Below are 14,587 nucleotides of genomic sequence, written 5' to 3' on the forward strand. Positions count from 1 at the left end.
GACCTGTTCGAAGAAACCGCCGTCCGGGCGGTCCGACCCGCAGCCGGTTCAGTGGGCGGGCCTGCCGGCCTCGTCCTTCTCCCGGGGCACGTAATCGCCGGTTTCGATATACCAGCGCGCGATCCGGTCGGTTAGCTCGCGGACGATCGCGGCATGATCCGGGTCCCGGGCCAGGTTGACCATCTCCCGCGGATCGGCCTCCAGGTCGTATAGCTCGTCCAGGTCGGATAGCCGCATTACGAACTTCCACTTGCCGGAGCGGACCATCACCGATTTGCAGACTGAGGCGCGGTTCTCGGTCTGAATCGCCGCTTTCTGGTGATAGCAGAGCAGGCTGGAGTACTTGCTGGTTATCTCGAGGGCCTGGGTCTCGTGCGGGAGGTGACCGCCTTCGCAATAGACCGCTTCCTTGTGCCAGTTGCGCTCGCCCGCCAGCAGCGGCATAAGGCTCAGACCGAAATGGTCGTGGCCCGACTCGATCCCGGCCAGGTCCTGCAGCGTGGCGGTCAGGTCGACCGCTTCGGCGAGCTGGTCGAACTGCTGACCGCCGGCGACACCCGGCGCCTTGATCGCAAAGGGAATGTTGGCGAGCGGGTCCTCGAACCCGGAGGGCCATTTCTCGGTCAATTGCCAGTCACCGCAGTAGTCACCGTGATCGGAGAGGTATACGATCGCGGTCTCGTCGTACACCCCGGCCCCGCGCAGGGCCCCGCAGACCTCGCCGAACTGGTCGTCGATGCGCGAGCACATGCCGTAGTAGACGGCCACGATTTCCCGCAACTCTTCCTCGGAGAGTTCGGCCACTCCGTAGCGCTCGGCAATCTCGCGATGGTAAATCGGACTGCCCCCGTCGCGGGCCGGGCGCGGCAGCGGGACCGCGTCGCGGTCGTACATGGAGTAGTACGGCTCTTCCACCCAGTAGGGCGGGTGCGGGAAGAAGAGGGTGATCACCAGGCAGAACGGCTCGGGCGGATTCGAACCTAGGAATTCCAGGGCCCCGTCCACCCAGTCGCGGTCGAAATCGCGCGCCAGGTCGGCGGGTCGCTCCCCGTAATAGAGCGTGTAGCGATAGCGCTCGTCCAGCCAATCGGGGGGATTCATCAGGTTATGGCGCTCGACGCCGAGCGGAGAGAGCGTCCGCGAGGAAATGCTCGATTCGACCGCGTCATCGGCCAGCAGGTGGTTTTTGCCGGTCAGGTGGACGTGGTAGCCGGCCTGCTTCAGCTCCCGCAGGACGTTGGGTTCGTGTTCCTGGAGGAGGTACCAGAGCGATCGGTGGCCGCGATTGTGCGGGTACTGCCCGGTAAACATCGCGCAGCGCGAGGGGGTGCAGACGGTGTTGTTTACGTAGAAGTTAGAAAACACCGCCCCTTCCTCTGCCAGGGCGTCGAAGTGGGGCATCGCCAGCAGGCGGTTGCCGCTGTGGGACGTGCAGTCCCAGCGCATCTGGTCGGGCATGAAGATGACGATGTTGGGGGGTTTGGACATGGATTCGGCTCTGGTCCGTGAATGATTCAGCGAGGGCGGCTAGGAATTGGCCGCTATCGAACGGTCGCGGGCGGAGAGGTGCGGTATGACCTCACCGGTGGCAACTATCTTGCGCACCACCTCGATTTCGCCGTAGAACCAGAGAATCGTCAGGTCCCCCTCCCCGGTGTTCTCGAAGTAGTGCGGCACCTCGGCCGGTATCCAGGTGGTCGAGACCGCCTTTACCGGAAAGACCTCGCCGTCGATGATCGCGTTGCCTTGCCCGCCGATCACGACCACTATTTCTTCGACGTTGTGGGTGTGCTCGACGATTACCGTCCCGGGCGGGAAAACACTCATTCCGGAGACCAGCTGTTCCGCGCCGGTCCACTCGCCGAAAAAGGGATAGGACTTTATTCCGCCGCCACGCGAAATGGGCTCCATTGAATCGACTGAAAGTACTTTGGCGCGCATTTGTTCCGGCTTCCTGCATAGATTCCTCCGTATTTTGTGATCGCAACCCTTCCGGCCGCCGCGTTGCGGGCAAACTAATCCTTGGGCGCGATGCGCGCTACCTGAAAGCAGCCGTTGCCAGTTGCGGCACCCCAGCCGAGGGGGAGAAAGCAGACCATGAATCGCAGCGACCAGGACCTTGCCCGCCAATTGGCCAAGGTCACCCCAGCCACCGCGACCCACCTGCTGGAGCAGAAGGGGATTTCCAACACCTACATGGCGGGGCTGCAGGCGGTGGTGCCGGTCAGCGGCGTCATCGTGGGCCGCGCCCGAACGCTGCGCCAGATTCCGATGCGCGAAGACGTTCACAAGGCCATGGTCGCGGCCGGCAGCAACCCGCAACGGCTGGTCTCCGACAACATTTCCGAGGGCGACTTCCTGGTAATTGATTCGGGCGGCGAAGTTACCGCCGGTTCGATCGGCGACATCATCTCGGCGCGGATAAAGGCCCAGGGCGGGGTCGGGGTCATTTCCGACGGCGGCCTGCGCGACGGAGTCCAGATCCGCGAGTTGGTCGGCCTGCCGTGCTTTGTCAAGGGCATTCACGGAGCCGCTTCGCAGCGATCGTTCATGGCGATTGACTACGATCAGCCGGTCCGCTGCTGCGGCACCAGCGTCTTTCCCGGGGACTGGATCCTCGCCGACGGCGACGGCGCGGTGGTGATCCCGCCGTCGCTGGCGGCCGAAATCGCGGCCGAAGGGAGCGCGATCGAGCACAAAGAGACGTTCATCCGCGAAAGGGTGCTCGAACACGGCTATCCGCTCTCGGAGGCCTATCCGCCCAACGAAAAGACCCTGGCCGAATACGAGCAGTGGAAGCTCGCCAATCCGCAGTAACGGAGATCAAACCCGGAGGAAACAGCCACCACCGCTAGTACGCTGAGGCGCGCCGGGCGCGTCACAGTTGCACATATGGTGGTCGTCGGGTATTATTCGCCCTAATTGGGTGCGGGCGGCGGCGTCAGTGCCATACTGGCGGCTGTGGCGAGGCGGCCGAATATGGCTACCAAGCGGATTTCCATCGGAATCATCGGGACCGGCTGGATGGGTTCGGTCCACTGCCGCGCCTATCGGGAGGTCCGGGAGCGGTTTCCCGAAAGCGGGATATCGGCGGACCTTGTGGCGTGCGCCGACAACCTGCCCGGACGCGCCGCGGCCGAGGCGCAGCGGCTCGGCATCCCGCGCTCGACCGAGGATTGGCGGGAGCTGCTGGACGATCCCTCCATCGACGCGGTCAGCATTGCCACCCGCAATGACTCCCATGCCGAAATAGCAATCGCCGCGGCCGAGGCCGGGAAGCACATCTTCTGCGAGAAACCGGTCGGGCGCACGCCCGAAGAGACCGCCGCGATCGCCGCTGCCGCGCGGCGCAGCGGCGTGGTCACGTTCGTGGGTTTCTGCTACCGCTGGGTGCCGGTCGTCAGCTACGCCGCCCAGCTCGCCGCCAGCGGCAGGCTGGGTCGGATCCTGCACTACCGCGGAGTCTTCTTCGCCGCCTACGGGGCGCCGCCGCAGGGATTTCGGACCTGGCGCTACGTTTTCGAACAGTCCGGATACGGGGTGCTGGGCGACCTGATGACGCACGTCGTTGACATGGCGACCCTGCTGGCTGGTCCGGTAAGCGAAGTCTCCTCGCAGAAGCAGCACGTATACGAACAGCGGCCGGAACCGAGACTGGGGGTCGACCACTACGCTCTTGGGTCGGACTCCGATCCAATGTTGCCCGTCGACAACGAGGACTCGGTTTATGCCCAGGCGCGGCTCGAGTCGGGGGCGACGGCGACTTTCGAGGCCTCCCGGGTGATGCAGACGCCGGCGAACGAATTCGGTTTCACCATCTACGGCACCGAAGGCGTCGCATCCTGGCAATTCAACCTGCTCAACAAGCTACAGCTCTACATCGCCGGCGAGGAACCCGAGCGTATCGGGCTCACTACCGTGTTCGCCGGCCGGCACCATCCCAACCACGCGCGCTTTTCGGCCGATCTGGGCGGTGGGATCGACTACGAAGCCCTGCAGGTGATTGGCGCCCACCAGTTCCTGAGCGCGATCGCGGCCGGCAAATCCGAGGCCCCCGACTTCGAGTCGACCCTGCAAGTGGCGCGCGTGAACGCGGCGATGGCCCGATCCTGGGATTCGGGACGCTGGGAGCAGGTGGCCGCGATTCCCTGAGTCCGGTTGGCGGCCGGCCAATCGAAATAATGAACTAACGGCCGAGATGGCCGACGGGGGATTTGCGCAACCATGTACACGACCTACGACTCGCACGAGACCGTGCGCCTGACCATGGCGCAGGCGCTGGTGCGCTTCATCAACGCCCAGCACTCCGAATTCGACGGCGTGCGGCAGCGGTTCATCCAGGGAATCTGGGGGATCTTCGGACACGGGAACGTCTCGGGCCTGAGCCAGGCGATCCACGAATACGGCGGACCGGGACTGCCCTATCACCAGCCGTTCAACGAACAGGCCCAAGTGCACGCCGCGGCCGGATTCGCCAAGGCCAAGCGGCGCCTGGCGACGATGGCCTGCACGACCTCGATCGGACCGGGCGCGACCAACATGATCACCGGCGCGGCCACCGCCACGATCGATCGGATCCCGGTCCTGCTGCTCCCCTCGGACTACTTCGCCACCCGCCACCAGGGCCAAATCCTGCAGGATATCGAGCATCCGGTAAACCAGGACTACTCGGTGACCGACTGCTTCCGGCCGGCGGTCCGGTTTTTCGACCGGATCACCCGTCCCGAACAGCTGCTGTTCTCGCTGCCAGAAGCCTTCCGGGTCCTGACCGATCCGGCCGAAACCGGGGCAGTCTGCCTGGCGCTGTGCCAGGACATCCAGAACTGGGCATTTGACTACCCAACCAATTTTTTCCGCGAAAACACCTGGCTGATCGAGCGAAGGCCACCCACAAGGGTCGCGATCGAACGCGCCGCCGAACTGCTCGCTGCCGCACGCGCGCCGTTGATCATCGCCGGCGGGGGCGTTCGCTATTCGAACGCCGAGGAATCGCTGACCGGATTCGCAGAGCGCTTCGGGGTGCCGGTTGCCGAGACCTATGCCGGACGCAGCGTGATCTCCCGCGACAGCGAGCTGCTGCTGGGCGGGATCGGGATGAACGGTACCCGCGCCGCGGCGCACGCGGCCGAGAACGCCGACCTGGTAATCTGCGTCGGCACCCGGCTCGCCGACTACACCACCGGATCCAATTCCATCTTCCAGAACCCCGACGTCGGGTTCATTTCCATCAACGTCAGCCCCCGCGATTCGATCAAGCTGGGCGCCCATCCGGTCGTCGCCGACGCCGTCCTCGCCCTGGAACAGTTAGGAGCCGCCGCCGCCGATCGCGGCGTATCTCCCAACCCGGATTGGCTGGAAGCGGTCGGCAACGCCCGGCGCAGCTGGCGCGCCGAGATCGCCGAAGTGCAGGTCCCCGCGGCCGGCAAGCCCCTGACCCATCCGCAGTTGATCGGTGTCCTGAACCGGCACGCCCGGGCCGGAGACATCATGATCGCCGCGGCCGGCACGCCGGTCGGGGAAATGTGCAAGCTTTGGGACGGCACCGGCGGACGGACGGCCATGCTCGAATTCGGCAATTCCTGCATGGGCTACGAGATACCGGCCGCGATCGGCGTGCGCAAGACCGATCCCCCAGGCGAAGTATTCGTCCACATTGGCGACGGGGGGTTCCTGATGCACCCGTCCGAGTTGATAACCGCCCTCCAGGAACGCGCCAAGATCACCGTGATCATCGTCCGCAATTTGGGCTTCCAGTCGATCAACGCCCATCAGCGGCGCACCGTGGGGCACAGCCTGGGCAACGAGTTCCGCTGGCGCGATCCCGAATCGAACACGCTTGAACTCGGCGATTTCGTCGAGATTCCGTTCGCCGAAATCGCCGCCGGCATGGGGGCGCGAAGCTGGTCGGTAGACAGCGCCGCCGATTTATCGGCCGCCCTGGAGGAAGCCCGTGGCCAGGCCGGCCCCTGTCTGATCGAAGTCGACGTCGACAAGTACACCACCGCGCCCTCGCCGGGGGTGTGGTGGGACGTCTACGCGGCCGAGGTGAGCAACGACCCGGTAGTGGTCAAGGTGTCGGAGGAAAGCCAGCGCGGACGCGCCCGCCAGCGCTACTACTGGTAAATCGCGGGCCGGATGAGGCTCAGCCGAATCCGTTCCGGCTGAGCCAGTTGCGTGTCCGGGTGGCGATCGGCTCCGGCACCGCGAACGTCTCCACCGGATAGAGATCCTGTTCCACGACCGCGAATCCGTCGAACTCGACCTCTTCCAGCACACGTCGGAAATCGCGCAGGTCGAAAAGCCCGTATTCGGGTTCGCAGAACACCCCGGCGCGGACGCTGGGCAGGAATCCCGTTCCCTCGGCCTGGCAGCGCGCGTGAACCTCGGGATGAATGTTCTTCAGGTGCACGTACGGTATGCGGGCGTGGTTGCGGGCCATGTAGGAATTGGGGTCGCCGCCGCAGTAGGCGTGGTGGCCGGTGTCCAGGACCTGGCCCAGTTCGGGGTCGGCGGCCAGTTCGAAGAACCGGTCCATGTGCTCTTCGGTGCAGACATGGGTCTCGGCATGGGGATGGAAGTAAGTCTTGAGCGGAAAGTTAGACCGCAGCGCCCGGGCCAGATCTACCACCCGCTCGACCAGCAGCTTGAACCTGGCTTCATCCAGCTCGGGTTCGTCGATCAGGCGCCCGGTCTCTTTTTCGCGGTAAAGGCCTTCGATGAGGATGATCGCTTCGGCGCCGGCGGCCGAGAGGAGTTCGGCCAGTTGGAAGCACTCCTGGCGGATCGAGTCCTGCTCGTCATCGAACAGGTAGTTGCGCATTACCCTGCCGCCGCAAATTGAAAGTCCGCGCGCGACCAGCTGGGTGCCCAGGCGCCGCGGGTCGGTCGGCAGGTAGCCGAACCCGCCGGATTCGATCCAGCGATATCCGGAGCGGGCCACCTCGTCCAGGAACCGGTTCCACGGCGGCTGCAGGGGATCGGATGCGAACGATACGCCCCAGGAGGTGGGCGAACTGGCGACCCTGACTTTAAGCGGCACGACCCTTGCCTTCCTTCAAATCGAGATTGAACATTCGCCGCCGGAGACCCCCGCCCAAGGAGGCGTGGATTATGCGGCGGTCGATAACCACTACATCGCCCGGTTCAGATTCCAGTCCGATCCAGGCTCCGCCCGGATCGTACCAGTCCGGCAACCGGACGATCGGGTCCGGCGCCGGACCCGATTGCCACGGCCCGTACCGGTGCGATCCCGGGATTACCAACAGGCAGCCGCGGCCGACCGCGACCGGGTCCAAGTAGACGTTGATCCGCACGTGGATAGTGTCCGTTCCCACCCCGTCGACGTGCCATGGGTTGTCGCCGGAATGGAGGTTTCCCGTGCTGGCGATCTGGACCAGACTCCTGCCGGGGACCAGCGAGGCCTGCAGGCGATTGATCATTCCGTGCGATCGGAGCCCGGAGAGGACCGGATCGAGTTCCAGGAACCCGGTCATGGACGCGCGCTGGCCGGCGGGGCCGGACCAGGCGCCAAAGACGCGTTCGAACGCATCTTCCAGCGCCTGAATCTCCGCCGCCAACGCCCTTTTAAGGACAAGCGCACCGCAGCTGGCGAAACGCGCCTGCTGGCTGCGACTCAACCTTGAAGGCTGCATCGATCCCCGCCGTCCATCATTCCAGATCCGGTCGGCGCCCCCGGTGCGATTCGAACACACGACCCGCTGCTTAGAAGGCAGCTGCTCTGTCCCCTGAGCTACGGGGGCCCGGCGCCCGACACCCGGTCCGGGCGTTGGCGATCCCACACAAACTATCCTAGGTGGGTGTTTGCGCAAGCGTTCCCCGGCAAGGAGAGATCGTAACCGAATTGGCGACCATTCCGGCTGCCCGGGAGAGTCTCGGGAAGAGCTTTCGCACCGACCGCTGGTGGGTGGAACCACTGCGGTTCGGAGTCATTTTCGGGGCATTCGTCGTCTACGCCACCTGGGCGCTGCTGCAGGGAGCGCAAAACGAGCACCACATCGCCGAGCCGTACCTCTCGCCCCTTTACGCGCCCAATTTTGCCGGGTTTCCCTGGCCCGACTGGTGGCCGGATTGGCTGCGCACGCCGGCCCTGCTGATCCTCTGGGCGCCGCTCGGCTTTAGGCTCACCTGCTACTACTACCGGCGATCCTACTACCGCTCCTACTTTCTATCGCCACCGGCATGCGCGGTCGGACGGCTGAACATTCCCTACCACGGTGAGCGCGGTCTGCTCCTGTTGCAGAACCTGCATCGCTACTTCGTGCCCTTCGCGGTGGCCCTGGTGGTGATTAACCTCCACGACACCGTCCTGGCTTTCTTTTTCAGCAACGGCTTCGGCATCGGCCTCGGGACCTTGATCCTGATCGTCAACGTCATCGGACTGGCCGGGTACACCTTCGGGTGCCATTCGCTGCGACACATGGTGGGGGGCGGTCTGGACTGCTTCTCCTGCTCCTTGGCGGCGCGAACGCGCGGGCGCCTATGGCAGGTGGTGACAAAGTTCAACGAGAACCACGGCGCCTGGGCGTGGTTCTCGCTCGTCTGGATCGGATTCGCCGACTTTTACGTGCGCCTGGTCTCGTCTGGAGTAATCGGCGATCCGCGGCTGATTCTCATTTCGGCATGAACACGCCCGAACCCGAGCGGCTCGCCTACGACGTGCTGGTCATCGGAGCCGGCGGGGCCGGACTGCGGGCCGCTATCGAGGCCAGCGCGAGCGGCGCCAGCGTCGGGGTGATCTGCAAGTCGCTGCTCGGCAAAGCCCACACAGTTATGGCCGAGGGCGGGATGGCGGCGGCGCTCCAGAACACCGACAAGCGCGATTCCTGGCAAGTCCACTTTCGCGACACCATGCGCGGCGGCAAGCACCTGAACCAGTGGCGGATGGCCCAGATCCACGCCCTGGAGGCCCCCGACCGGGTCCGCGAATTGGAAGCCTGGGGTGCGGTGTTCGACCGCACCGACGACGGCCTGATCCTGCAGCGAAATTTTGGTGGCCACCGTTATCCGCGGCTGGCTCACGTCGGCGACCGGACCGGCCTGGAGATGATCCGCACCCTGCAGGACCACGGCGTCCACCAGGGCCTTGAGGTGCACATGGAATGCACCGTCACCGGATTGCTGGTCGAAGGCGGCCGGGTGGTCGGGGCGCTCGCCTTCCAGCGCGCCGACGGGAAGCTCCTCGCAATCGCCGCCAGCGCGGTGGTCGTGGCCACCGGCGGAGCCTGCCGGGCCTGGGCGATCAATACCAATTCCTGGGAAGGGACCGGCGACGGTCACGCCCTGGCGCTTGACGCCGGCGCCGAACTGATAGACATGGAGTTCGTCCAATTCCATCCGACCGGTATGGTCTGGCCGCCCTCGGTGCGGGGGATCCTGGTCACCGAGGCGGTCCGCGGCGAAGGCGGGATCCTGCGCAACCGGTCCGGGCAGCGCTTCATGTTCGACAACGTGCCGGAGATGTTCGAGGGCGAATTCGCCGAGGACGAGTCCGAGACCCGACGCTGGCTGGAAGGGGACCAGCAGGCGCGCCGGCCTCCGGAGCTGTTGACCCGTGACGAGGTGGCGCGGGCGATCCTGCGCCAGGTCGGAGCCGGCGAGGGCTCGCCCCACGGCGGCGTCTTCCTCGACATCGCCTCGCAGCGCTCCGCCGACGACATCCGGTCGCGCCTGCCCTCGATGTATCACCAGTTCACTGAACTGGCGCAGGTGGACATTACCAAGACCCCGATGGAGGTCGGCCCCACCGCCCACTACATCATGGGCGGTATTCGGGTTGAATCGGAGTCCCAGGCCTCAAGCCTGCCGGGGCTGTTCGCGGCCGGGGAAGCGGCCGGCGGAATGCACGGGGCCAACCGCCTGGGCGGCAACTCGCTGACCGATCTCCTGGTCTTCGGCAAGCGGGCCGGCGAGCACGCCGCCCAGTACGCCCTTGAATGCGGTTCCCCGCCCAAGCCGGCGGCGGCAACGGTCGAATCGGCGGTGGCCCGCGCACTGTCGCCGTTTGCGGCCGAGGGCGCCGAGAACCCCTTCGCGCTCCTCTCGGAGCTGCAGGAAATGATGGACCGCAAGGTCGGCATCATCCGCCGCCAAAGGGACCTGGAATCGGCCCTCGGCGACCTGGAAGAACTAGCCGCGCGGTCGGCGTCGGCCCCGGTCCGCGGCGGGCGCGCCTACAACGTCGCCTGGCAACAGGCGATCGACCTGCGCAACGTCCTGACCGTTGCCCGGGCCTGCGCGCTGGCCGGGCTGGCCCGCACCGAGAGCCGCGGGGCCCATACCCGCGACGATTACCCCTTAACCGATCCCGAGTGGGGCGACTACTCGGTCATCGTGGGCCCTTCGGCCGACGGGCCGCTGCGCGTGCGGCGCTCCCGGCTGGAGAAGCCGCCGCCCGAGTTTCAAGCCATCATCGACGGGGAATAGCGCCGCATGTCGGATAGCGCCACATTGCGAGTCCAGCGTGGCAACACGCAAAAGCCCGAATTCGAGGATTTTCAGGTCCCGCTTGAAGAGGGGATGGTGGTGCTCGACGCCCTGCACTGGATCCAGGCCAACGCCGATCCCTCGCTGGCCTGCCGCTGGAACTGCAAGGCCGGCAAATGCGGGTCCTGCTCGGTCGAAATAAACGGGCGACCCAAATTGGCCTGCATGACCGGCTTTCACGAGATCGACGTCGAAAAACCCGTGTACGTCACTCCCCTGCGCGCCTTTCCAGTCATCACCGATCTGGTCGCCGACGTGAGCTGGAACTACCGCGCCAAGCAAAGCGTCAAAGGGTTTTCACCGCGGCCGCAAACCGAGGAGGAGCGCTCTGCCGGGGGTTGGCGGATGCAGCAGCGCGACATCGACCGGGTCCAGGAATTTAGAAAGTGCATCGAGTGCTTCCTGTGCCAGGATGTCTGTCACGTGCTGCGGGCCAGCGCCCTGCACCAGGAATTCGTCGGTCCGCGGCTGCTGATCCATGCCGCCGCGCTGGAGATGCACCCGTTGGATAACGCCGACCGCCGCTCGGACCTTCGCGAGAGCCACGGAATCGGTTTCTGCAACATCACCAAGTGCTGCACCGACGTCTGCCCCGAGGGCATAAAGATTACCGACAACGCGATCATCCCGTTGAAGGAACGCGTCGCCGACGACGCCTACGATCCCGTCCGCAAGCTGCTGGGGCTGTTGACCGGCAACCGCTGACGGGCCCGCTGCGGCCGGTTAGATCCCCATAACTTCGATAAGTTCGCGTACCGCCGCAGCCGAACCGCGCAGGCCGGCCAGCTCGGTCTCGTCGAGCTGGAGGTCGACGATTTCCTCGACTCCGCCGGCCCCGAGTTTGACCAGCACGCCGACGAAGGTTTCGCTGATGCCGAATTCGCCATCCAGCATGACCGCGCAGGGGAAAAGCCGCTTCTGATCAAGAAGGATCGCGTCGACCATCATCGCGCAGGCTTCGCCGGGCGCTTCGAACGCGCCACCCGTCTTCATCAGACCGACTATTTCCCCGCCGCCGTTGCTGGTTCGATCGATGATCTGATCCAGCCGTTCGGGCGCGATCAGGTCCCGGATCGGGATCCCGTTCACGCTCGTGTAGCTTGGCACCGGGACCATGGTGTCCCCGTGCCCGCCGAGTACGAATCCGGAGACGTCGGCCGGCGAGACCCCCAGTTCCCAGGCCAGGAAGGTGCGAAAGCGCGAGGTGTCCAGGATCCCGCCCTGGCCAATGACGCGCTCGCGCGGAAAACCCGATACGTGCATGGCCAGCTGCGCCATGGCGTCCATCGGATTGGAGAGGATCACCAGCGTGGTATCCGGCGACCGCCGCACCAATTCGGTGGTGACTTCTTCGACGATCGCCTTGTTCGCCAGCAGCAGGTCGTCGCGGCTCATGCCGGGCCGGCGCGGAAATCCGGATGTGACGACGCACACCGACGATCCGGCGGTGTCGTCGTAGGAATTGCTGCCCAGCATGGTGGTCGGATAGCCTGCCAGCGCCGCGGCGTGATTCAGGTCCAGCGCCTTGCCCTGCGGCAGGCCTTCGACGATGTCGAGCAGTACCACGTCGGCGTATCCCCGCTCGGCCACTCGACGGGCGGTCGAACCGCCGGTGGCGCCGGCGCCGACCACGGTTACTTTGGGTCGCATTCAACTAGCCTCGCGTTTTCGTTCTGGTGCTGTCTGAGGAATGGGCCGCTCCGGCAATCCCGGTCAACTAGCCCGGATTGCGAAATCCGTTTAGTTCGGCTGCCCGCCGCAGCTTGTCGATTTGGGCAAATGGAGCCAGGTGGTAAGGACAGGGATCGGATGCAAATTGGGCGAGATTGAGCCGCCACATGCCGTTCGGGCCGACCGCCATTTCCAATCGCTCGCGGTCGAAATCGTCGCGCACGTCGGCGGCGAGCCGGTAGGTCTTGAGCAGGTAGGCGGCACCGAGAAAATCCACGTCCACGCCGCGCACGGCGGCATCGCAAATCCCGCAGCCGTTGCAGAATTCGCTGCGCTGCAGCCGGTCCAGTTCCTCGCGGGTCATGGGCGTTGGGCGTTCGGGGTCGGGGGCATCAACCCGCTGCATCCAGGGCGAGAGCCGGGCCAGCCGATTGCGGGAGATTTCGCCGTCAACTACCAGGTCAACAATGACCGCGTGATTGGACAGCGGTCCGATTCGGATTTCTTCGCCCGCGGACGGCAGCGGTTCGCGGACCGGCAGAACCGGCCGGCCGTTCAGGGTTACCGCGCCGACGCCCGAGAATCCCCCCGGTTCCGCCTCGCGGAACCGCAGCGAACCGTCCTGTTCGTCGCGCACCTGGACCAGCGCGTCCTGCAGGGTCATACCCGGTTCGGTGCGGATCGTGTAGCTGCGCCAGCTCGGTGCCGGGTCGGTCTCGGGGTCGTAGCGGGCGATGCTGAGTTCGGTCTGGGAAATCACGCCGGAACCTCCGCCGCCGCCGGCTCATAATCCGCCCACCGGTCGCTGCGCCAGCCGGACGCGGAAAACCGAATCGCGCTGTGGTCGGCGAAATCGGCGTCGGCGTTCGGGAAATCTGCGCGCTGGTGCGGCCCCCGCGATTCCCGGCGCGAACCGGCCCCGGCGGCGATCGCCGCCGCCGTAACCACGCCCTGGCGCAATTCCAGCAGACGGACCAGTTCGAGGTTGAAATGGTAGCCGGAACTGGCCGGTGCGGCGCGGCGCGCAAGATCGCCGATTTCGGCGATTTGATCGGCGGCCGCGGCCAGGCCGCTTACATCGCGTCCCAGACCCAGGTTCGAACTCATCAGGCCGCGGAGCCGGTTCCAGAGAACCGCCGGGTCGATGCTCGAATCGCCGGCCAGCGTCAGCTGAATTCCTTCCTGGGCCCGCCAGCGGACGCTTTCGGACAGGGCGGCCGGACGCGGATCGATCCGGGACACCGCCGACTTGGCCGAAAGCAATAGGTCCAACAGCGCATTGCCGGGTAGCAATCCGGCCCCGTGCAGGGACCCGGCGGCCGCCTCGCCGGCCGCGTGCAGTCCCGGGATGCCGGTGTCCGGGGCGATTCCGCCCAGCGCAAAGTGTGCGCTGGGGACAACCGCCGCGCCGAAGTAATCGTCCAGCAGCCCGCGCAGTTCGGGCGCGAAAAGTTCCAACTCCTCGACGCAGTCCGAGAAATCAACTCTCGAACCGCCGCCGGGATCCAACGCCCGGGCAACCGCGCCCAGGGCAATACCGTCCGGTTCGGATCTGAGGCCCGAATAGCGCGCGCCGGCAGCGGCAGCGGCGTCACCGATCACGGCCCCGGCAGCGGCCGGTGAGCTGGAGACCAATCCGGGAACGAATTCGACCAGCTCGGGGTCGAGCAGAACCGCGCCGGCTGCCGCCGCCAGGGATTGCGCGGTTCCCGCGCTGTGGCGCGCATTGCCGCTGACCGAATACAGGCCTCCGACGGCCCCGTCGGTAAGGAGCACGTTGCCGCATGCGAATGCCTGCACCTGCCCCGACCGGATGTTGAGCGCGGTCAAACCGCTGACCCCGACTTCATCCATGTGGAGCTCCAGCGGCAGCCACTCGAAGTAGCCATCGATCGCGTAGCCGCAGGCCTGATCGAGCAGCGAGTTCAGCACCGCGCGACCGGTCCACCACCCCGCCCGCAGGCTGTAGTCACCGCTGTTTTGTCCCAGCCGGAACGTCTGCAGCCCGCCATCGGCGGAGCGCGCGTAGGCGGCCCCCATGTGCTCGGTGGCCACGGCCTCGGCCACCGCTGCGTCAGCGGATCGCGAAACGGCCGCGGCATCGGCCAGTCCGGATCCGGCGGCGAGCGCGTCGGAGCGGAACTGCTCGATCTGGGAATCGCCGGCGGGAGCGTTCAGGCCGTCGCGGATGTTCCCGTCATGGTGCGCGCCGAAGGGGGCTCGCGATATCAGGGCCACCGACAGGTCTGATTCAGCGGCGGCAATGGCGGCGCGCAGTCCGGCGATACCGCCGCCCACCACCACCAAGTCGTATTCAATCAAAGAAACAGAGCCCCGTCCCGAATTGGCCCGGACAAAGCAACGGTGGCCCTTCCAGCTGCGCCGGCCGGCCACCCCACGATCAAAATCTTAA

13 protein-coding genes and 1 tRNA gene are annotated in these 14,587 nt (G+C 65.8%); 6 read left to right on the top strand and 8 right to left on the bottom strand.

Annotation, left to right across the window (positions count from 1 at the left end):
• Positions 1-48 precede the first annotated feature (48 nt).
• Positions 49-1,488, bottom strand: coding sequence for a sulfatase-like hydrolase/transferase (locus F4X41_01370; GenBank protein MYB15677.1), 1,440 nt, complete (start codon positions 1,486-1,488; stop codon positions 49-51).
• 39 nt (positions 1,489-1,527) lie between these two features.
• A complete protein-coding gene (locus F4X41_01375; protein ID MYB15678.1) occupies positions 1,528-1,941 on the bottom strand; it encodes a cupin domain-containing protein in 414 nt (137 codons plus the stop codon).
• Positions 1,942-2,097: 156 nt separating this feature from the next.
• Between F4X41_01375 and F4X41_01380 the strand changes: the two genes are divergently transcribed.
• The 3 genes from F4X41_01380 to iolD all read left to right on the top strand — a co-directional run bounded on the left by F4X41_01380 (position 2,098) and on the right by iolD (position 6,123).
• Positions 2,098-2,817, top strand: coding sequence for a ribonuclease activity regulator RraA (locus F4X41_01380; GenBank protein MYB15679.1), 720 nt, complete (start codon positions 2,098-2,100; stop codon positions 2,815-2,817).
• Between the two features lie 162 nt (positions 2,818-2,979).
• Positions 2,980-4,152, top strand: a complete 1,173-nt coding sequence (locus tag F4X41_01385) for a Gfo/Idh/MocA family oxidoreductase (protein MYB15680.1) — start codon at positions 2,980-2,982, stop codon at positions 4,150-4,152.
• Between the two features lie 72 nt (positions 4,153-4,224).
• On the top strand, positions 4,225-6,123 hold the full coding sequence (iolD, locus tag F4X41_01390) for a 3D-(3,5/4)-trihydroxycyclohexane-1,2-dione acylhydrolase (decyclizing) (GenBank protein ID MYB15681.1): 1,899 nt from the start codon (positions 4,225-4,227) through the stop codon (positions 6,121-6,123).
• Positions 6,124-6,142: 19 nt separating this feature from the next.
• Here iolD and F4X41_01395 read toward each other — a convergent pair whose 3' ends face one another.
• The 3 genes from F4X41_01395 to F4X41_01405 form a co-directional block, all read right to left on the bottom strand.
• Positions 6,143-7,039 carry a TIM barrel protein gene (locus tag F4X41_01395; GenBank protein MYB15682.1) on the bottom strand — a complete coding sequence of 299 codons (897 nt, stop codon included), beginning with the start codon at positions 7,037-7,039 and terminating at the stop codon, positions 6,143-6,145.
• Entirely contained in the window at positions 7,029-7,652 is a 624-nt protein-coding gene (locus tag F4X41_01400; protein ID MYB15683.1) for a phytanoyl-CoA dioxygenase family protein, read from the bottom strand. The genes F4X41_01395 and F4X41_01400 overlap by 11 nt, the downstream gene beginning before the upstream one ends.
• Before the next feature lie 35 nt (positions 7,653-7,687).
• A tRNA-Arg gene (locus F4X41_01405) sits at positions 7,688-7,760 on the bottom strand.
• Positions 7,761-7,861: 101 nt separating this feature from the next.
• Between F4X41_01405 and F4X41_01410 the strand changes: the two genes are divergently transcribed.
• Genes F4X41_01410 through F4X41_01420 form a run of 3 tightly spaced genes read left to right on the top strand, consistent with a single transcriptional unit; the run spans position 7,862 to position 11,208 of the window.
• Positions 7,862-8,644: a succinate dehydrogenase gene (locus tag F4X41_01410; GenBank protein ID MYB15684.1), complete on the top strand. Its 783-nt coding sequence runs from the start codon at positions 7,862-7,864 to the stop codon at positions 8,642-8,644.
• On the top strand, positions 8,641-10,443 hold the full coding sequence (locus F4X41_01415; GenBank protein ID MYB15685.1) for a fumarate reductase/succinate dehydrogenase flavoprotein subunit: 1,803 nt from the start codon (positions 8,641-8,643) through the stop codon (positions 10,441-10,443). Before F4X41_01410 ends, F4X41_01415 begins: the two co-directional genes overlap by 4 nt.
• A gap of 6 nt (positions 10,444-10,449) precedes the next feature.
• On the top strand, positions 10,450-11,208 hold the full coding sequence (locus F4X41_01420) for a succinate dehydrogenase/fumarate reductase iron-sulfur subunit (GenBank protein MYB15686.1): 759 nt from the start codon (positions 10,450-10,452) through the stop codon (positions 11,206-11,208).
• An 18-nt stretch (positions 11,209-11,226) separates the two neighbouring features.
• Here F4X41_01420 and mdh read toward each other — a convergent pair whose 3' ends face one another.
• From mdh to F4X41_01435, 3 genes are all read right to left on the bottom strand, one after another.
• On the bottom strand, positions 11,227-12,153 hold the full coding sequence (gene mdh, locus F4X41_01425; protein MYB15687.1) for a malate dehydrogenase: 927 nt from the start codon (positions 12,151-12,153) through the stop codon (positions 11,227-11,229).
• Positions 12,154-12,220: 67 nt separating this feature from the next.
• Positions 12,221-12,934: a hypothetical protein gene (locus F4X41_01430; protein MYB15688.1), complete on the bottom strand. Its 714-nt coding sequence runs from the start codon at positions 12,932-12,934 to the stop codon at positions 12,221-12,223.
• Positions 12,931-14,568, bottom strand: a complete 1,638-nt coding sequence (locus F4X41_01435) for an FAD-binding protein (GenBank protein ID MYB15689.1) — start codon at positions 14,566-14,568, stop codon at positions 12,931-12,933. The genes F4X41_01430 and F4X41_01435 overlap by 4 nt, the downstream gene beginning before the upstream one ends.
• Positions 14,569-14,587: the final 19 nt, after the last annotated feature.

The organism is Chloroflexota bacterium (genome assembly GCA_009840625.1).
Lineage (GTDB): Bacteria > Chloroflexota > UBA11872 > UBA11872 > VXNJ01 > VXNJ01.